This is a genomic window from Spirochaetota bacterium (assembly GCA_025061835.1).
Lineage (GTDB): Bacteria > Spirochaetota > Brevinematia > DTOW01 > DTOW01 > SKYB106.
Window position 1 is genome coordinate 21835 of record JANXAC010000004.1, and the last position, 19246, is coordinate 41080.

The 19246-nt window shown below is 35.3% G+C and carries 19 protein-coding genes; 8 read left to right on the forward strand and 11 right to left on the reverse strand.

All coding sequences use genetic code 11. The features are described from left to right. Window positions 1–3: 3 nt before the first annotated feature. Both NZ579_02525 and NZ579_02530 read right to left on the reverse strand, forming a co-directional pair. Window positions 4–1488: a hypothetical protein gene (locus NZ579_02525; GenBank protein ID MCS7298824.1), complete on the reverse strand. Its 1485-nt coding sequence runs from the start codon at window positions 1486–1488 to the stop codon at window positions 4–6. Between the two features lie 4 nt (window positions 1489–1492). Continuing rightward, window positions 1493–1855, reverse strand: a complete 363-nt coding sequence (locus NZ579_02530) for a hypothetical protein (protein ID MCS7298825.1) — start codon at window positions 1853–1855, stop codon at window positions 1493–1495. 175 nt (window positions 1856–2030) lie between these two features. Between NZ579_02530 and NZ579_02535 the strand changes: the two genes are divergently transcribed. The 5 genes from NZ579_02535 to panB all read left to right on the forward strand — a co-directional run bounded on the left by NZ579_02535 (window position 2031) and on the right by panB (window position 5629). After that, the gene (locus tag NZ579_02535; GenBank protein ID MCS7298826.1) at window positions 2031–2210 is read left to right on the forward strand and encodes a hypothetical protein; all 180 of its coding nucleotides are present in this window, start codon (window positions 2031–2033) and stop codon (window positions 2208–2210) included. A gap of 498 nt (window positions 2211–2708) precedes the next feature. Beyond that, window positions 2709–3677 carry a class I SAM-dependent methyltransferase gene (locus NZ579_02540; protein ID MCS7298827.1) on the forward strand — a complete coding sequence of 323 codons (969 nt, stop codon included), beginning with the start codon at window positions 2709–2711 and terminating at the stop codon, window positions 3675–3677. Window positions 3678–4204: 527 nt separating this feature from the next. After that, window positions 4205–4396: a hypothetical protein gene (locus NZ579_02545; GenBank protein MCS7298828.1), complete on the forward strand. Its 192-nt coding sequence runs from the start codon at window positions 4205–4207 to the stop codon at window positions 4394–4396. Between the two features lie 17 nt (window positions 4397–4413). Beyond that, window positions 4414–4761: an aspartate 1-decarboxylase gene (locus tag NZ579_02550; protein MCS7298829.1), complete on the forward strand. Its 348-nt coding sequence runs from the start codon at window positions 4414–4416 to the stop codon at window positions 4759–4761. A gap of 19 nt (window positions 4762–4780) precedes the next feature. Beyond that, window positions 4781–5629, forward strand: coding sequence for a 3-methyl-2-oxobutanoate hydroxymethyltransferase (panB, locus tag NZ579_02555; protein ID MCS7298830.1), 849 nt, complete (start codon window positions 4781–4783; stop codon window positions 5627–5629). 107 nt (window positions 5630–5736) lie between these two features. Here panB and NZ579_02560 read toward each other — a convergent pair whose 3' ends face one another. From NZ579_02560 to NZ579_02580, 5 genes are read right to left on the reverse strand one after another with little or no spacing between them, the layout of a single operon-like run. Further along, window positions 5737–6534 carry a DUF72 domain-containing protein gene (locus NZ579_02560; GenBank protein MCS7298831.1) on the reverse strand — a complete coding sequence of 266 codons (798 nt, stop codon included), beginning with the start codon at window positions 6532–6534 and terminating at the stop codon, window positions 5737–5739. Continuing rightward, a complete protein-coding gene (locus tag NZ579_02565; protein MCS7298832.1) occupies window positions 6516–7112 on the reverse strand; it encodes a methyltransferase domain-containing protein in 597 nt (198 codons plus the stop codon). Before NZ579_02565 ends, NZ579_02560 begins: the two co-directional genes overlap by 19 nt. Continuing rightward, window positions 7109–8287: a CNNM domain-containing protein gene (locus NZ579_02570; protein ID MCS7298833.1), complete on the reverse strand. Its 1179-nt coding sequence runs from the start codon at window positions 8285–8287 to the stop codon at window positions 7109–7111. Before NZ579_02570 ends, NZ579_02565 begins: the two co-directional genes overlap by 4 nt. 3 nt (window positions 8288–8290) lie before the next feature. Beyond that, complete coding sequence (gene lptC, locus NZ579_02575; GenBank protein ID MCS7298834.1) at window positions 8291–8827, reverse strand: LPS export ABC transporter periplasmic protein LptC; 537 nt, start codon at window positions 8825–8827, stop codon at window positions 8291–8293. 41 nt (window positions 8828–8868) lie between these two features. Then, entirely contained in the window at window positions 8869–10164 is a 1296-nt protein-coding gene (locus NZ579_02580) for a homoserine dehydrogenase (GenBank protein ID MCS7298835.1), read from the reverse strand. 148 nt (window positions 10165–10312) lie between these two features. Between NZ579_02580 and NZ579_02585 the strand changes: the two genes are divergently transcribed. From NZ579_02585 to hisC, 3 genes are read left to right on the forward strand one after another with little or no spacing between them, the layout of a single operon-like run. Then, entirely contained in the window at window positions 10313–11035 is a 723-nt protein-coding gene (locus NZ579_02585; GenBank protein MCS7298836.1) for a hypothetical protein, read from the forward strand. A 13-nt stretch (window positions 11036–11048) separates the two neighbouring features. Then, complete coding sequence (locus NZ579_02590) at window positions 11049–11435, forward strand: polymer-forming cytoskeletal protein (protein ID MCS7298837.1); 387 nt, start codon at window positions 11049–11051, stop codon at window positions 11433–11435. Next, window positions 11435–12490, forward strand: coding sequence for a histidinol-phosphate transaminase (gene hisC / locus NZ579_02595; protein MCS7298838.1), 1056 nt, complete (start codon window positions 11435–11437; stop codon window positions 12488–12490). Before NZ579_02590 ends, hisC begins: the two co-directional genes overlap by 1 nt. A gap of 275 nt (window positions 12491–12765) precedes the next feature. On the opposite strand, the gene NZ579_02600 is transcribed toward hisC, so the two are convergent. The 4 genes from NZ579_02600 to NZ579_02615 all read right to left on the reverse strand — a co-directional run bounded on the left by NZ579_02600 (window position 12766) and on the right by NZ579_02615 (window position 19229). Continuing rightward, complete coding sequence (locus NZ579_02600; GenBank protein ID MCS7298839.1) at window positions 12766–15402, reverse strand: right-handed parallel beta-helix repeat-containing protein; 2637 nt, start codon at window positions 15400–15402, stop codon at window positions 12766–12768. Window positions 15403–15644: 242 nt separating this feature from the next. After that, window positions 15645–17717: a hypothetical protein gene (locus NZ579_02605; GenBank protein ID MCS7298840.1), complete on the reverse strand. Its 2073-nt coding sequence runs from the start codon at window positions 17715–17717 to the stop codon at window positions 15645–15647. Then, the gene (locus NZ579_02610) at window positions 17683–18642 is read right to left on the reverse strand and encodes an MBL fold metallo-hydrolase (GenBank protein ID MCS7298841.1); all 960 of its coding nucleotides are present in this window, start codon (window positions 18640–18642) and stop codon (window positions 17683–17685) included. Before NZ579_02610 ends, NZ579_02605 begins: the two co-directional genes overlap by 35 nt. After that, window positions 18570–19229, reverse strand: coding sequence for a hypothetical protein (locus tag NZ579_02615; protein ID MCS7298842.1), 660 nt, complete (start codon window positions 19227–19229; stop codon window positions 18570–18572). The genes NZ579_02610 and NZ579_02615 overlap by 73 nt, the downstream gene beginning before the upstream one ends. Window positions 19230–19246: the final 17 nt, after the last annotated feature.

A 19246-nucleotide genomic window follows, 5' to 3' on the forward strand; every position in this document is an offset into this window, starting at 1 on the left:
TCTTTATTTTATCTTGAGTTTATCAAATATCCTAATATAAAGGTCGTAGTATTCAGAAGAGGCAAACTCTTTTATCTTATCTTCGGGTAGGCTTTCAAGTAGCTTGTCAAGGTAGGTTAAGATCTTTCTAATGTCTTCTTTGTCTTGTTCTGGAAGTGTATCTATTGCTTCTTCAACTACTGATGCTCTTTCTTCAGTGATGATAGATTCTTCGGCTGTGACTTCTGATTCAGTTGGAATTTCAGCTACACCAATCTCGCTTATAACTTCTTCAGAATAAGTTTCTGAGGACAAACTAATTTCTTCCTCTTTAGAAACATCTTCTCCAAAGCCTATGCCTAGTATTTCTTCTGCCTGTTGTGGTTGTTCAATTATTATCTCTTCAACTCCTACTTCATCGGGCATTACAGAGAATTCTTTACGTTTTTCTTCAGTGCCCATTACTACTTCAGTTTCTAATTCTATGTCTTCATCAAAACTTGTGACTGGTTTATATTCTTCAGATGTTTTTTCAATTTCTTCCAGAACAGTTGTCGCTCCTGTTTCGGATATTTCCATAGGGCTCTCTAAAATTGTCTCCTCTTCGAACGAATTAGGTTGAAGTTGTTCTTCTTCAACTATATCCTCACTAAGGATCTTGTCTGATATAACAGTTTCTTCGGAGATTTCTAAAGTTTTTTCGTCTTCAAATGCTAACTCTACTTCTTCAATCTTCTCACTAGGTGAAATCCCTATCTCTTCCGGTGAGATAGGTTCTCCAAGAGATATGGTTTCTTCCTCTGTGATATCAAGTATCTCTTCTGGTCTATCTACTAATGGTATTCCTTGTTCTTCTTCAACGAGTTTATTATAATCTTCAGTAGATATGGATATTAAATCGCTTTGAGAACCAAGTTCTAGAGTTTCTTCTGATGTTTCAATAACTCGTTGTCTTGAGACTATCTCACTTTCAGTAGTTATCGCTTCTGATGCTTTTGTGAAGATACTTTCGTCAAGAGTTGATTCTTCTTCCTGTAGAGAGATTTCTTCTAATATTTCTACTGATTCTGTCTCTATTGTTGGCTCTTCTTCAATATCTATTCTGCTAGTTTCATCAATTGACTCAACTTTGGAAAAGATATCCTCATCCATCTTGGTAGTTGTGCTTTCAAGTTCGCTTATATCACCTAGATCAACTGTAACTCCTTCTTCCTCCTCTAAAGTTGCATCGCTAAGGATACTGTCTAGTTCATCATTAGATATGGATACAGATTTATCTTCATCTGAATCAGAAGATTGCTGCATATCCTCCTTATTGATATTGATATCTTGCTTCTCTGACACATCTTCAATGACCTCAATTTCATCTAGAGATGCATCAGAAGAACTTTTAGGCATACTTCCGAAGTCATCCAAAGAACTTATATCAAGACTAACATCATAATTTTGGTCTATGTCTAAGTCTATTTGTTCAATTTCTATCTCGTCAAGATTTTTGTTGTCTTTCATAAAATCACCTCATATCTATTTTGCTATCTCCGTTAGTAATTATTTTTAATAGGTTAGTAATTGTCAAGATATTTTTGACCTTACCGCCCATTATCGCAAATACTTCTAGTTGAGTAGTTCCCTTATCTACGAGTATAAACTTACTGCCGCTTTCATTTACTATCTCAACCTTAATACCTGACGGCTTTTGGTTAAAATTTTGGTTAAAACTCTTATTATTCTTCTTTGAGTAAGTTGGTTTGTTGGTTTTATTGTCTTCCGAGTAATACTTTGCGACTGTATAGTCTATGTCTGTTATAGAAACTAAAACACCAATTAAAAGGAATATTAAGATTGTGATCATTAGGTAAAATATCTCCTTCAACATAAGTTAATTTTACCATCTGTAACAAGAGTTTTCAAAAAATTGTAAAGGTGTTTAAAAAATTGCGGGATGTCTTCAGAGATTAGGCAAGAAGAGGAGTGTGATTGTGAAATTGTGTTAAAATGATGTCTCTCGGAGATAGAGTGAGAAGTTCTTCTTGTTTGAAGATATTCAACGAATGTACAGCAAGATAGAAAGGATAATTGACAGGGACTATTACAAGAGCAGGAGCAGAAGGAAGAAACACGGGGATGCTCTGATTGTCATAATAGATGTTCTTGTGACGAAGTGGAAAGCAATGGTTGTTGAGTGTTTGAGGGGGTCGGCATACTCTGATGAGAGGAGGATGGTTTTGTGAGTAGGGGTTTTGTTGAGAAGGTGTTGAAGGAGAATGGGTGTAGGTGTATGAGGATATTCTGTATGGTAGGAGTGTTGAGTTGTTGGAGTTTGAGAGGAGGTATGGGAGGATAGGTACATAATAAGGTGAAGCATCCTTTGAGGAAGGAGTATGAGAGGGGTTGTAGAGATTACAGGTATCAATACGATAGGGATGGATACAAGGTTTAGGAGGCAATAAGTCATTTCAATGAGAGTAGGTCTAGGTGGTTGGAAGTTAGGTATAAAGAGGTGGGTAGGAGTTTGGTGGTGATAAGTGTATTAGGATTTGTAATGTTTGATGATGGTAGAGGTAAAAATTTTTTGTTTTTGGTGTTTTTACAATACTTGCGAAGAGGTGTCATCGGAACAACAAGTATTCACAAGCATTACATAGATTTTTTGAATACCTTCTTAATTTTTGAAAACTTGATATAATGAAGTTTATAATGCTTTGACTGAATATTGTTTGGAGGTTATTATGATAGAATGTCCTTCTTGTTCATCAACTATAGATGAAAAAGGTTATTTGAGAACTTATTTTTCTGACGCATCTAAAGTTGAGTACAAATTATACCATTGTAGCAACTGTGATTTGGAATTTTGGACACCACTTGAGTTTATCAGAAGCATTTATGAGGAAGAAGCAATCAGTGATTACAAAGGTGCGCATCAAGCAGAAACAATAGAACTTACTGCAAATCATAGGTATTTTGTGAGTTATTATCTTAAAAACCTAAAGAAATCTTATCCATCTGGTACTTTACTAGATGTTGGTTGTGGCAATGGATCGTTCATCAAATACATTGAAAAACAAGGATTTGATGTGTATGGTATAGACATAGATTCGAAGAGTGTAGAAGTTGCTAAGAATAAGTTTGGATTGAAAAATGTCTATTCTATGTCTCTTGATGAGTTTTCAGAGAAATTTGGAGGGAATCTGAAATTTGATATGATAACCTGTTTTGAAGTTCTAGAACATCAAACCGACATAAAGAGCTTCATAAGTAAAGTTAGTCTTCTACTTAAGGATGATGGTATATTTGCTGGTACTGTTCCAAATAGGAATAGGGCTTTTGCAGATTTGACAAGATACCATTCAAAGGCTGATAAAAATTTAGATTTCCCACCCCATCACTTTTTTTGGTTTTCTGATAAGTCTCTTTCCTGGTTTTTTGAAAATAATGGTTTTGTCTGTAGTGTAAAAGAAACTAAAGTACCATATGATATTTTTGCTGATAGAATATCAAACTTGATTTACGTGATTACGAAGATAAAATTATTTGATTCGGATATTCTCAAGAAAAATTCCGAATCAAATAGGTTTAATAGTTATATTGCCAAGATGATTAGATTCTTGTTAGTTTATCCAATTGCATTTTTTGTTAAACATATTTACGAGGCTATGGGTGGTTTCGGACTCTTCTTCTACTGTAAAAAGAAAATGTGAACTTAAATAAAAAGATATTTTCAGCGCGATAATCTTACCATCCATTCACTTCAGGATAATATGTATCTCCGAGGAGATTAGTGTATTTTTATATACGCTTATAAAAAGACTTCACTTAAGGAGTTTATCTTTTTCCTAAAGTTATTTTTCTATTTAGCAAAATAACTAAATCCTGTGGAAATAGATTCAAAATGTTTTCTAAAACAAACGCATCTATCGTATTGAGAGTACGAATAACCAGCATCTCTCGTCAAATTCTAGAATTTACTTAAAGATTTTTAACAAACTTAAGTTACTTTCTTTATTCATATTTGTCTCTTTGTAAAACTCAGCAAAATCATGTATTTCTTAAAACCTTTATTAGGCTATTTCTAGAAGGTGCTTGGAATCCATCACATGGTGAGTGATTGTATTTGTACTCCTAGGCAATCTACTAAGAATTTTTGACTTTGCTTGCAAATATTGCGTTTGATGGAAAGATTTACTATATTTACTACATAATTCTTTGCCAAAAGAGGTTGTGCAAGATGGATAAAAAATATATGAACGATAAAAACTGGAAGATGCTGTTTGCTGGTATAGGGATACTGTTTGCTGGGCTTATTGCGGTGGCACTTGTTGGAACTAACTATCACGGTATTCCTGCTTTGATAGCATCTGCGCTCTTGCTTCTAGGTGTTGTGACAATTTTCTGGAGTTTGGCTGCAAAGTTTGAGTGATTTTTAATTCTCTGTCTATGCTGATAGAAGTTTTAAAGTCAAAGATACATAACGCTACGGTAGTTGAAACATTTCTAGACTACGAGGGTAGTATAGGAATTGATGAAGAAATAATGGAAAAGAGTAATTTGGTTGAGTTTGAGAAAGTTCAAGTTTGGAACATTAACAATGGTGAGAGATTTGAGACTTATGTTATCAAAGAACCTAGGGGTAGTAGAAGGATTACAATAAACGGTGCGTCCGCTAGACTAGTGCATAAAGGTGATAAAGTTATAATAGCAAGTTTTTGCTTGATAGAAAAAGGTGAAAACTTCACTCCTACCATACTCATACTTGATGAAAAAAATAATCCAAAGGTCAAGTGATAGAAGTTAAGTAATTTGTATGGTTTCTCCAGAGACACTCATTGAGTTAAAGAGGAATGGACAAAAAATCTCAATGATAACTTGTTATGACTATCCAACCGCAAAGACCCTATCAGATTCTGATATTGATGTTGTTTTGGTAGGAGACTCTCTTGGAATGGTTGTGTATGGCTATAGTTCAACAGTTAATGTTAATATGGACCAGATGTTTTATCACACTGAAGCGGTTGCAAGGGGGTTGGGAGGTTCTAAATTATTAGTTTCTGATATGCCGTTTCTGTCTTACCAAGCGTCAACTCAAGATGCAGTTCTTAACGCGGGAAGGCTGGTTAGAGCAGGTGCGAACATGGTGAAGATAGAAGGGGGTAGGCGAGTAATTGACAAGATCAAGGCTATTGTTGATGCGGATATACCTGTTATGGGACATCTTGGTCTTACTCCACAGAGTATAAACATCACAGGTGGTTATAAACTTCAAGCAAAAACACAGGAGAAGATAGAGAAACTCTTTGAAGATTGTTTTTTACTTGAGAGGGAGGGATGCTTTGCGATAGTTTTGGAACTTGTGCCAGAGGAAGTTGCGAAGGTTATCACAGAAAACCTTAAAATACCTACGATAGGCATAGGTGCAGGAAGATTTTGCGATGGTCAGGTTCTGGTGATAAATGACCTTCTAGGATACTATCAGGATTTCAAACCGAAGCATGTCAAAAACTATCTAAACCTTTCAGAGCAAGTTCTGTTGGCTGTTAATGAGTTTGTAAGAGATGTCAAAAGTCTTAACTTTCCTAGCGAGGATAATTTATTCAAACTCAAAGAGCAGGTAGACCTTGAGAACATTGTGAAAAGCATAAGAAACAAGTTGTGACTATAATAATGTTGTATTACGAGGCTTCTACAGTTTTACTCGTTTCACATACTAGGTGTTTCGGAGGCTATAGAAGTTTGAATTATACATCCAAAAGGATTGATTTTTTAGTATTCAATTTGTGTTAGAAGTTCTATAAATTGTTTTGCGTTTTCTACTGCTTGACCGTTATGACAGTTGTTGAAATAAACATAGAGTTTTTCAAAATTTTTGTTCTTTATCTTCTCAATCCACTCAAGTAGTTCTTCTTTTGAGTAGAGATAGTCATACCGAAGTTTTTCACCTTGATACCATTTGTTTTTGTCTCTACTGTGTAATCTTAAGTATCCGACTTTGCCTGTGATTATAAAGTCTCTTGGTGGAAGTGAAGGAATGTCTGGTTCATCTACACTTACAAAGCAAAGGTTTTCTCTCTCAAAGGCTTCATATATGAGTTTGTTATACCATGACTTGTGTCTAAATTCTACTGCTAGAATGTAGTCCTTGAATGCTCTTTTCAGTTTGAGTAGATAATCAAGGTTTTTCTGTGAGAAGTGAAAACTTTGGGGAAACTGCGCTAGAAGTGTTTCTAGCATTCCTTTGTTCTTCATAGGTTCTATCGCTACGAGAAAGTCATCTCTCTCTTTTTCAGGGACTACTTCATAACTTTCTGGTAAGGTTGTCTGGTGTGTAAATGAAGAGAAGAGTTTTATAGTGAATACGAAATTACTAGGAACATTTCTCGCTATTGCGTTCAGGATATACTTATTCGGCATCCTGTAATATGTAAAGTTTATCTCAACCGTCTTGAAGTATCTTGAATAGTAATTTAGAAACTTATTCTTGTCAAGGTTTTCTGGATAGAAAACTCCTACCCAGTCCTCATAACTCCAGCCTGATGTCCCAACTAGTATCTTTTCATCCATACACTCCACCAGAAACTCCTGCCCTCACTCTTCCACTTTTCGTAGTATAAGGTAGGAATGAAATTATCTTTAAACTCTACAGTTTTTTTCTCATCTAAAGACCAGTTGCCTAAAACACGGCAAAGTATATTATTTATAGTATCGTATATGTATTCAACATCAGTAGCAAGGTGAAATAGCCCACCAACTTTTGTTATTCTATCAATCATACTCATAAATCCAAGTTCGTAGAGTCTATTCCTCCATTGGTATTCTTTACCCCAAGGTTCTGGAAAGTTCATAAATGCTTTCTCAACGCAATGGTTTGGGAAGAATAATGGTATTATATTCGTAGCATCACCAGAAACCACAAAAACATTTAAAAACCTGCTTCTCTCAATCCTGCGTTTTGACTTCCTAGCCCTCTTCACATCAAGTTCAATACCTAGAATGGTTTTGTCTGGATGACTTTTGGCAAGATGTTCAAGAAATATTCCATTACCACTACCTATCTCTAAAATTATGTTTTTATTCTTCAGAACTTCAACAAGTCCGTCAGGACTTGCGAGAGTAAGTATGCTATCGGAATACTTTCTCATAGCGAAACCCTAACCTTCTCAACGCTAAATTCGGATACCTCAACAACCTCAAATGTAATCTCATCAAATTTTATCTTTTCACCAACTTTCGGTAGAAATCCATTTAGAGATAGTATTAGCCCGTTTACGTTGCTTTCATTTAGTTTTGGATATTCCTGAAGGAACTTTGAGACATTCTTTCCAAGCATCTCTAGTATATCAACGACTTTATCCTCTCCTTTTGCTATCAAAGTTCTTTTAGTTATATCTTTACTTTTGACTTTTACTACCGTATCTAGAATAGTGCTCAAAATTTCATTCTTGGAGATTACTCCTACAACGTTGCCTAGGTCATTGACTACGAATATCAGTTCTTCAAGATTTATGTTTTCATATTGCATAATTCTTGAGAATTGAAAATCCTCATACACAACTATGCTTGGTTTCTTTAAAACTTCTAAAACCGTTGCTTTTGAAATTTTTTCGCCCTTTAGTTTTAGGATATCTTGAATTTTGACAAAACCTAAAACTTTCAGGTTTTCTGCCACAATAACATACTCTTTACCTCTAAAATAGTCAAAAACATCTTTGAGTTTTGTAGAGGGTGATACAACTCCAACCTCGTCTATCTTTGACATTACATCTCTCAGTTTTAAATACTCAATCTCAGCTGTGTTTTTTAGAATATCAGTGATGGTAGAGTATTCATCACTTTCAAACTCCTTCTGTAGTGTCGCTACGATATGTTCAAAAGATGTTTGGTCATCTGGCTTTTTTCTGAATATCAGAGAGCCTAGTCCTGCTATTGGTAGGAACACTGGATATGTCAAGATTATTATCCTATCTTTATACTTTCTAAAGATTGCTTTTGGTAAAACTTCAGAGAATATGAATAAGAATGGGGTTATAACGAGTATGGATATCACACCGGATAGTATCTCTGGAACATTGAGGCTTACGAATATGTTGAAGACCGCTATTGCAAAGAGAACATTCCAAAGAGTATTGAGGAAGAGGAATAGGAAGATAAATATACGCTTGTTTATAATTATAAACTCAATCTTACTATACTTTTTTGCTGGAATGTTTATCTTTGAGATGTCGTAGATGTTGAGTGCGATAAACATTGCTTCAAAGCCAGAGCTCAAACTACTCAACACGGCTGTAGTAAGTGCTAATAGAATACTCTCAATCATAGATTAATCAACTACTGCTTCAACATTCTCAAGTTCAATGGGGTAGACATCGGGATTTGTTCTCAAACCTGTTCCTTTTAGTGTTCCACCTGATGAGACTATCGTTGTCTTGTCGTTTCTAGTGTTGTATATCAATTTGGTTCTACCATCCCATATGAGTCTTGTTGAGTATATTTTCGTTTTGTTCTCGTAGTTTTCCAATACGACATTTCCATAAACTTCTGCTCTATTTTGTTTTGAAAATAATTTACCGCTGTCTCCCTTGAGACTTGAGACTATTCTTCCTTTCTTGAAAAACTTTATGTCTATATTTGTCAAATCAACTTCGTTATTCTTATACACTACAGAGGATTCAGATATAAGCTCCCAAGATTTATTCTTCGTTTTTGTGTCTATTCCGATGTATTTGAATTCCTTTGAGGTTAGTAGGATGTTGTTGTCTCCAACTTTAGGTTCAACTTTTATTACGGGTGGTTCAACATCATAGTAACAACCACTTGTAAAAAGGAGTGTGAGTATGATGAATGTTATTTGTTTCACATCATAATGATAACCGAATTTTCGTTTCTTTTTCAAAGAGACTAATGACTACTGTCATCAACTATTCTTATCATCACACCTTGACCTTTAACGACTTTTAAGTTATTTATCTCGGATAGTGCTTTTATAAGATCCTTCTCTCGGGAGTGGTGCGTTACCATAACGAGTGGGACAAACTCGTGAGGGCTAACTTCCTTCTGTATTACTGACGCTATACTGATATTGTTATCTCCTAGTATCTTGGATATTGCACTCAAGACACCTGGTCTATCTATCACTAGAAATCTTAAGTAATACCTGGAATATATATCACCTATCGGCTTTATCTCTCGGTTTTCAAATTCTTTTGTTTTCTCGGCAACAATTGGGTTTTGAATATGTTTAGCAATTTCAACAATATCAGAGATTACAGATACGGCGGTTGGATATCTACCTGCTCCTTTCCCGTAATACATTGAGACACCGAGATTTTTACTCTCAATAAGGATTGCGTTGTATTCGTTTCTCACGAATGCGAGTTGGTTTGTCTTGCTTATTAATGAAGGGTGAACTCTAACTTCAATAGTTCCATCGTCATCTATCTTTGAGATGCCTAGTAGTTTAAGAACAAAACCTAATTCATAAGCATACTTAACATCTTCAAGTGATATGTTTCTGATACCTTCAACATGTATGGCGTTGAAGTTAACTTTTGTGTTGAACGCTAGTCTTGTAAGTATGGCAATCTTATGTGCTGTGTCAATACCGTCAATATCAAGCGATGGGTCTGCTTCCGCAAAACCTAGTTCCTGTGCTTTCTTCAAGGCAGTAGCAAATTCCATATTTTCTTCAAACATCTTTGTAAGTATAAAGTTTGTAGTTCCATTCACAATGCCAAGTATTTGACTCACCCTGTCTCCAACTAAACTGTCTCCGAGAATTCTAATTATTGGTATTCCACCTGCTACACTTGCTTCAAACCCAACAACAACATTATGTTGCCTTGCTAGTGAGAATATCTCATCCCCTCTTTCAGCGAGAAGTGCTTTATTTGCAGTGACAACATTTTTACCTGCCTTTATCGCTTTTGTTATTATATCGTAGGGAACATCTATTCCACCGACGAGTTCTACAACTATACTAACTTCTTTGTCATTTATGATCTCGTTGTAGTCGGGAGTTTTTTTTGAATAGAGTATCTCAACGCCACTACTACGAAATGTTTTGCTCGCTACATACTTAAGTTCAATATCAACACCTGCTCTTTTTCTTATTAACTCTCTACTACTTTGTAGTATATCAACAACGCCACCACCTACAACCCCAAAGCCAACAACTCCTACACAAACCTTCTTCATATTGAAGGTCATTTTATAGCAAAACCAATGGTTTATACAAATTTGCTTTTCAGTCTTGTCTAGATGAACTAATGGAAATGGTAAAGTACTGGTTTATACTTATAAAATTTCAGTATAAATGGATACAGAAAGAATTCGTAGGAGGATAATGAACATAAAAAAAATGCTAGAGAGTGCATTGGCTTTGACAAAAGATCCCAGGAGAATAGAAAGTATAAAAGCATCTCTTATTATGGTATCAAAGGATCTGAAAAAGATAGATGAAGGAACATTTACAGAAGAAGATATGAAAAGATATGAAGCTAGCAAGTATAAAGAAACCGAGCAAGAACCAATAGAATACTCTTTTGACATTCTAGAGACGATACCGAAGGTTTCGCCGTCACCTTATATATCCGATAAGGAATTGGTTGATATAAACAGTTATTTTGATTTCTTTGAGAAGGAGTATCTTCCGTTGTTTACTCCGAAATATCTTAAAGTTTTGTTTTCGTATCAACATAAGTTGGACTATTTCTTTTCTGAATTCAGAAAAATTCAGATGTTATTTTCCAAGTATGTTGAGTTAGTTGAAAATATAAGCAAAAGTGATAATGATATGTATATATCCGAGATGCAGAGACTCAGAAGGAAAAGGTTTAGGGAGTTGCTTTTTAATGTTGATAAGTTTTTTGAGGAACTACAAGAATTTCTAGAGGCAATACTTGAGAAACCTACATCGGACGGGATACTACTTGAGCCGCGTTTCGTTATAGAGTTTGATACTTTTCAGAACAAAGTTATAAATAATATAGAGGCGATTGAGGCGATAAAAGATATGTATAAATTTGTCACTGAGGTTAGAAACTATATAGGATTAGCTGGTGGTTAAGGGAGGTAAATATATGCCTGATCCGAGAACGAATGTGTATAACACGATAATAGGTGAAAATTCCTTCTTTGAAGGAAGGTTTATGGTTAATGGCAGCATAAGGATTGATGGAAAATTTGAAGGAGAAATGCTAAAAGTATCACACGTCACCATAGGAGTAAAAGGTAAAGTTAAAAGTAATATATCTGCTATGAATGTTGTTGTTGAAGGGGTACTGATAGGGAATATTGATGCAAAAGTTAGAGTGATGCTACTACCGACGAGTAGAGTATATGGGGATATAACAACTCCGGAGATAATAATTCAACAGGGTGTCCTCTTTGAGGGCAAGATAAAGATAGTTCAAGATAGAAGTATATCTGTAAAAGAGGAGATTGAGAAGATTTACAGAGGAACCTAATGTTGCTTGAGAATCTTGATAGTGTTCCTGAGTATGTAAGCGGGACAAAGGATGTTCCTTTCAAAGTAAGGCTCTCTTCAAACGAGAATAACTACGGACCTTCACCAAAAGTCATCCGTAGAATAAAGGAAATCTCAAAAGAGACTCATAGGTATCCTAATTCTTCATACTATCGTCTCAAGGAAGTTTTGGCAGATTTTAATTCAGTTTCACCTTCAAACATCATACTAGGTAATGGTTCGGATGAGATATTCCTAAACTTATTCCTGATTTTCTTGAACTCTCAAAATTCGCTTGTTACGATTGAAAGGACATTCACATACTACAAAATAGTTGCTACAATGGTCGGTGCGAAGGTTATTGAGGCAAAAAGAGGTGATAACTTTGCAATATCCTGTGAAAATATACTTTCATCAGTAGATAAAACTACAAGGATAATAATATTCCCATCACCGGATAACCCAACAGGTGTCATAACAACAAGGGAATGTATTGAGAGAATCTTGAAGAATATTCCTGAAAGCACACTGTTTATCTTGGATGAGGCGTATTTCCAGTTCGTTCCTAAAGATAAGTATTGGGATAGTATTAGTCTTGTTAAGAAGTATCCTAATTTTATTGTAACGAGGACATTTTCAAAACTTTATGGACTTGCTGGTGTTAGGTTGGGATATGGTATATGTGATGAGAGTATCACTAGACTATACGAGAAGGTAAGAATGCCTTTTAATATTTCACTCGTTGCTATGGAGAGTGGAATAGTAGCGTTGTCTGATGTTGAGTATTATTCGAAGGTTCTTAGTCTAATACTGAAGGACAAGGAGAGAGTTATGGTAGAGTTTGAAAAGATAGGGATGTGGGTTCTTAAAGAGTCTTACGCTAATTTCTTGTTCATAAGGGCATCAAAGAACCTTGATAGGAGACTACTAGAGTATGGGATAATGATAAGGGATCTCAGATCGTTTGGTTATGATAATGAGTATTATAGGGTTACAATAGGTAAAAGCAAAGAGAATGAATTTTTGCTAGAAGTTTTACCACGATGTGTCGGATAGGTGTATTTTGTGTAAGTAGAACTAGAGTTGATAATAATTTCATAGGTTCTTCAGGTATGTTTATGATCTTGAGGATTCCTAAAGTGTCAAGGATATCCTTTTTTTATCATAACGTCTCTTGCTAGTAAGAGGAAGAGGAACTACACCTAATTGTAAATTTTAGGCTTTGCTATGATTGTATTGTAGTAGTAAGACCATTCTTAGTGTTTGTATCCAATAATATCGTTTTTTAAATCCTACAAGATATCTTGATTATGTAGTCTTCCATTTAGAGACTATAGGTTAGTAACCGTGTTGTTAGTAGATATTAAGGCGTCTATAGCCAGATTGTTATTTATAATGTTGATGTCGTTTATATCAGTCCCTGGTACACCTTCTCTATATAACACTTTTAATGTATTAGTTGCGAATTTATTTTCAACTAGGATGTGAGCTGATATATCAGATTCTTCAAAAATTCCTGTTGTTGTAGTAGCACTACTACCACCTATTAAGCAGTTTGATATGACCAGCCCATCAGTTACGTTATTCAATCGGATTACTTTATTTGGACCACAGTTTGTGAATATGTTGTCTATTATCCAGAGTCCCTTAACATTGTTGGCGAATATACCTCCTGTGTCTCCACTAGCATTAGCAAATACACTTGAGATGATAATATTAGACGGAGATGAAATAATGTAGATACCAGAAGTATTGCTGGCGGTGTTAAGAAGTATCTGTGAGTTGGATATAACATTATATGCACTCCATATAATGTAGATAGCACCGAAGTTAGCTAACACTGTATTTCTTAAAACAAGGGATGAAACTGTATTGCTACCACCACCCTCTATGTATATAGCAGATCCATTTAAAGAAGTATTACTAATGAACTCTCCCAGCACTGTGTTGAAACTAGAGCTACCAACCAAGTATAATCCTCCTGCGTTGTTTTCTGAACTGTTGTATCTGAAAGATGAATTTATTATGTTTGAGAGAGAGTTTTGTAGTCTTGCACCACCACCTCTGCTGTTCAAACCTATTACATAGTTACTCACTATCTCCGCTGATATAGTATTGTAATGAGAAGAATTAAGAGTTATGCCTCCTCCACCAGAGTTAGCTGCTGTAGAGACGTTTGAGATTATTAGATTTGAAATGAAGTTATTGGTGGAATTGTCAAGGTATATACCTCCACCACTTCCAGAGATGTTGTATCCTACAAGACTATCTATAACATTGCTATAAGAGGAGTATAAATATACTCCTCCTCCGTATAGTGAAGAAGAATTTGATACTATTGTGCTTCTAACTGTGTTGCCACTGGAATTTTCTATGTATATTCCTCCACCATTGCTACTAGAAGTATTATTTGCTATTGAACTGCTTTGTATAAGATTATTGTCAGAGAGGAATAAATAAATTCCGCCTCCGTATGATGTTGCTCTATTTGAAATTATAGAGCTTGAAATTGTGTTACCGTATGAAGAATTGATGAATATTCCTCCTCCTTCCGGACTTATATTACTTATGAAGATACTAGCAATCAAGTTATTGTTAGCTCCTTCTAGGTATATACCTCCACCTTTATCATTGTTTGTGTTGAATGTGATGATATTGGATATTATGATATTTGAGTGAGAGTACATCAGTCCTATACCACCGCCGTAATAACTAGCACTGTTATTACTTATGATACAATTTGAAATAACTGAATGTGAAACATTACTGAAGAATACCCCGCCCCCAATGACTTCTATATCAGATGACCCATTAGCCAAACCTTTTGTTATGATAAAGCCATCTATGAAAATGTTTGACACATTCGTTGATAGAATGATATGATATAGGTTATTCATTCCATCAAGTAGAGAGTATCCTGTTCTACTAGTGAAGGTTATATTCCAGCCACCGGCCAGGTTTATGTTATTGTTGGTTATTACTACTCCACTGTCTGTTGAATTGAGACCATTTCCCGGAGTGTATGAGCCTGAGCTAACCAAGACGTTTCTGATTCCATACTGACCAGCAATTTCTAGTCCTTTTTGGATAGTTCTGACAGGTAAATTTTTGGATATTCCTAAATTAGCATCGTTACCACTAGTTGATACATAAACATTCAAAGCAACTACAAATACATTTGATATAACGTTATTGGTCCAGCCTGCTTCATCAATAGCGTAAGCGTATATTACATTTGTTCCTTCCTGTAAGTTTTCTAGGTTGGTGCTCCAAGATGTAGTGCCTGAAACTTTACCGAAACTACCACTGCTACCTAATCTAAGCCAAACTTCTTTGACCTTAATGTTATCACTAGCACTACCTAAAACTAGCGTAAAGTTAGTGGTCAAGATTTGGTTGTTCGTAGGTTGATTTATTGAAAGGCTCGGTGGTGTAAGGTCAATTATAAGATACAGTTGATTGGTAGTGCTATATTCATCATTACTACTTATGGTGAAGAAGTGGAGTTCGTTAGTTCCTTCTGGTAGGCTTGATAGGTTGGTGTTCCAGGATGTGGTTCCGTTTGCGATGCCGAAGTTTCCGGTGCTACCTAGTCTGAATCTGACTTCTTTTATACCGCTGTTGTCGGATGCTATTCCTGAGACTGTGATGGAGTTGGAAGTGATGATATGATAGTTTGTGATGTTAGTTATGGCAAGACTTGGAAGGGTAAGATCAACGATAAAATAGACTTCATTAGTCAAACTATATTTACCACTAATGCTAACTGCGAATACATATATTACGTTTGTTCCTTCAGACAAACCTGTTAGGTTTGTAGTCCAATTAGTAGTTCCGTCCACAACTCCGAAGTCTCCACTGCTACCGAGTCTAAGTCTGATTTCCTTCACTCCGTCATCACTAGATGATGTTCCTGATACTACCAGAGAATTAGTTAGAAACACCTGATTGTTTGTAGGTGAAACTATTGAAACAGTAGGGATAGACGTTGAAAATTGGTAGGATTGGTAGTAGTATTTCTAGGTATGAGATCAGTAAGACTGGTGCAGTTAGTGAGATGTATTAATAGACCGGATAAGAAAAGGAACAAAAGGTAAAGTTTAAGTCTATTCATAAATCCACCTCACAAATAATATATACAACAAACTAATCTACAATTCAACTAAAATCTTTACGAATTTCAGACTTGGTATCTGGGGATACATATTGTTTACGGTTCAGGCTTCTTGGTTTTGGGGAATACATACTTTATTGTGTCTTTACCAAATATACCATTATACTTGACTCTAACCTCAACATCTACAATCTTCTGGTCGGGGTAAAGAGTCTCATACAAACTTTTGAAGACTATCAGATATCTGAAAACTCTGTTTTTCTGGTAGTCTCTTAGGAATATGTCTGGTGATAGAAGGATACTCTTATCATAGTATTTGCCTCCTGATGTATTCGCTAGTGTCTCTAGGTATGTGTTTCTGTTTATTGATACAACATAAACAGGAATGAAGTTGTAGTATGCGTAGTCAATCAATGTTTGGATGTCTCTATAAGACTTGTCTGTCTCAAGATCACCCGAAGTTATAACAAGAACCGCATTGTTTCTAAGTGAATATAGCATCTCTGTTATGCTTCTATCTATACCGTCAAGTATTCTGTAACTATCCTCAAACGTTTTAAAGTTTTTTTCTAAGAAGTCAATGGGATATAGAACCATAGTATTTGTTTTACCCATCTCTACAATGGTATCTCCTACGATACTTAGATTTATATGATCGTAAGCACTTAACTTATTGAATATCTCTCTCAGGAAGGGTTTGATGTTGTCAAGATACTCATAGACTGCTTTACTTTTTTCAATAATTATGTATATACTTTTTCTTTTTAGGAACCCATAGGTTTGTTCAACTTCTGGTAGTAGTATTCTTATACCAGACTCAAGCACTTCAAAGTTTTCATTTCTAAGATTATTTAAGACATTCTGGTTCATATCTCTTACACCAACTACAATCCCAATAGTAGGAAAGTTTTCAACAAATATACCCTTAACATCTATATCAAGGTTATGTGTGTGTAAGTAGATATTTCCGAAAACTTCTAACTCTCCTCGTTCTGTGTTTATAGCGTATATTTTCTTGTCATAGCCAAAAACAACATCGTCAAACGTTTTTTCTGAAATTTTAACTTTCTCTCTCCCATTCGTTGTTATTATGTAAATACCGTCATCGGTAGCAATTATCAGAGAATCGTCATAGGTACAGAAGCCTCTAATAACCCTATCAACATCAAATTCTCTTTTGAAATTGCCATACTTGTCAAAGAATTTAATTTTGGTGTTATCAGAAACTAGGATAGTACCATTATCTACCTCTATATCAGTAGGTGATACTAGAGGATCGTTAGGAAATGAGAGATTAATAATACCATTGTCTTTTCTAACAACAACTACTTTTCTTGATAGAGAATCAAGTATATACAGAAACTCCCCCATCTCGACAAACTTTCTAAAATTCACACCGTTGTATTTAAAGTTACTATGTATGTTTATATCAAAGAGATTTAAGTTAAACCAACCGGGTTTGTATTGGTAGACCTCTGAAAATGTTAATATCCAGAATGTTTCTTGCTCCTCATCATAGATCATGTCAATTATTCTTCTTCCTGTATTAAAGGAATATAATTTAAACTGATCATCAATTGATACGAACCTATCGTCTCCAAATGAGTTTATCAAGACTCCGAAGGTTTTTGAGGTTCTTATACTGCTAGGAAGTGAGAACAACTTCTTGTTTCCAATTATGCTAGGAATATTCGTCAAACTAAAGTATTTTTTAGGGACAACATCACCGAAAGAATACGATAACCTTGAGTATATGGAGGATATCTTAGGTAATACAAAACTTGATAATTCTCCAGAACTAATCTCTTCAAGTATCTGAATAGCATTCCTTATCCTACCAGAGTTAAGGTAGGATTTTGCTAGGAAGTATTTTGCCTCTGGGGATAGGGGGTTATAAAATATAGATTTGTTGAAAGAGTACGTTGCTCTATCATAGTTCATCGTTGATAGAAAGTCAATACCTTCAGTAAAAAACTTTTCTCCTAAACCAAATTTGACATCTTTAAACCTCTCAATATCTTCAAGGATTGATCGTTTCTGAACTAGGTTAGTTTCAATAATCTCGCTTTCTACTGATTCTTCAACTTGACCTTCACAGCCTACAAGAATGAGAAAAGTTAGGATAAAAAGTATGCTATACTTCAATTTCCATACCTTCTCTTGCAACATATACTTTGTAATTAACACCTTTCATTTTAAAGTAGTTTTCAATGTAATGTTCAATTAGCATCATATCCTCATCTTTTCTTCCGGGGTCTAGGTGGAATAGAATTACTTTCTTTGCTTTGGCTTTTATACCAAAGTTGATTGCACTAGGAATGGAGGAATGTCCCCATCCTTTTTTTGAAAGATATTCAGACTTTGTGTATTGAGCGTCTAGCACTAGTAAGTCGGCGTTTTTAGCAAAGTCAAGTATGTAGTCTTCGGAAGGTATGTTTTCCTTTCCAACTATTCTTAACATCTGTTTAAAGTAATCTCCTAAAACTATCGCTTCTCTACCTACATCTATTTCAAAATCAAACATTGTTACTACCTTTTTGCCGTTGTATTCAAAAGAATATCCAAGACAAGCGATAGGATGATAAAGGTATATAGTAGATATTTTTGTGTTTCCTATCTTAAAAGTTTCTGTTTCAAGTTCTCTAAACTCAAGGTATGATGACAGGTCATCTATTTTGACAGGAAAGTATATGTAGCCCATCTGACCGCTTATCATGTTTTTAAGTTTCCCAAGCATACTAGGTCCATGTATCATTATTTTGTATCTGTAGTCGAATATAGGTGAGAAGAATGGTAGCCCCTGTATGTGATCCCAGTGGGTATGAGTTAGGAACAGATTTATATCATACTTTGGATAGGAAGAAATTATTTTGTCCCCTAGTAGTCTTATCCCAGAACCTGCGTCAATAATGAATATGGATTCTTCATTTCTTATTTCAATACAAGATGTATTGCCGCCATATACTGCTGTATGAAGACCTGGAACTGGTATTGAGCCTCTGACTCCCCAGAACCTTACGATCATTTCTTCTGACTCTCCTTGGCCATCCCCCCCATCTCGGATATTATTTTTTCTATCTCCATATTGACCCATCTCTCAAATTTACCAGATTTTAGAATTTCTGTAAGCGTTCTGAATGCTTCAGTCTTGCCTATGTTCTTGAGTGCTCTTGCACATTCAATACCTATCATATTGTTTTCAGTAGATCTTATAACTCTATCCAAAAATACAAATGCTTTTTCAGAATCTTTACCAATCTTTCCTAAAGCCCTTATGACTTCAACCTTGTAGGGGGTTGATGTAAATCTATCATAGTTATCAATCAAAGGGTCAATTGCTCTCTTATCTCCTATTTCGCCTAACGACCATACGGAAGCCAATATAACCTCGTAGAATCCCTTACTAACTGATTGCCCTGAGAACAGAAATATGGACATTAGTCTGTCAAAAGCATTAGTTGCTTTTAACTGACCAAGCCTATAAACTGCCCTTTGAGCAACTCTGAAGTTGTCTGAATATGTTAAGTCAATAAGTAGGTCTATGTCACTAGGTCCAAATGTCATTATCACATCAGAAGGGTCCTGACTTTTATTAGTATCTGTGTTACTTTGTTTTCGTTCTTGTCCGTAGGTCAAAATAACAAGAAGAGTTATTGATAAAATTAGTATAATTCTAGTCATACCTCCTCCAAGTCACA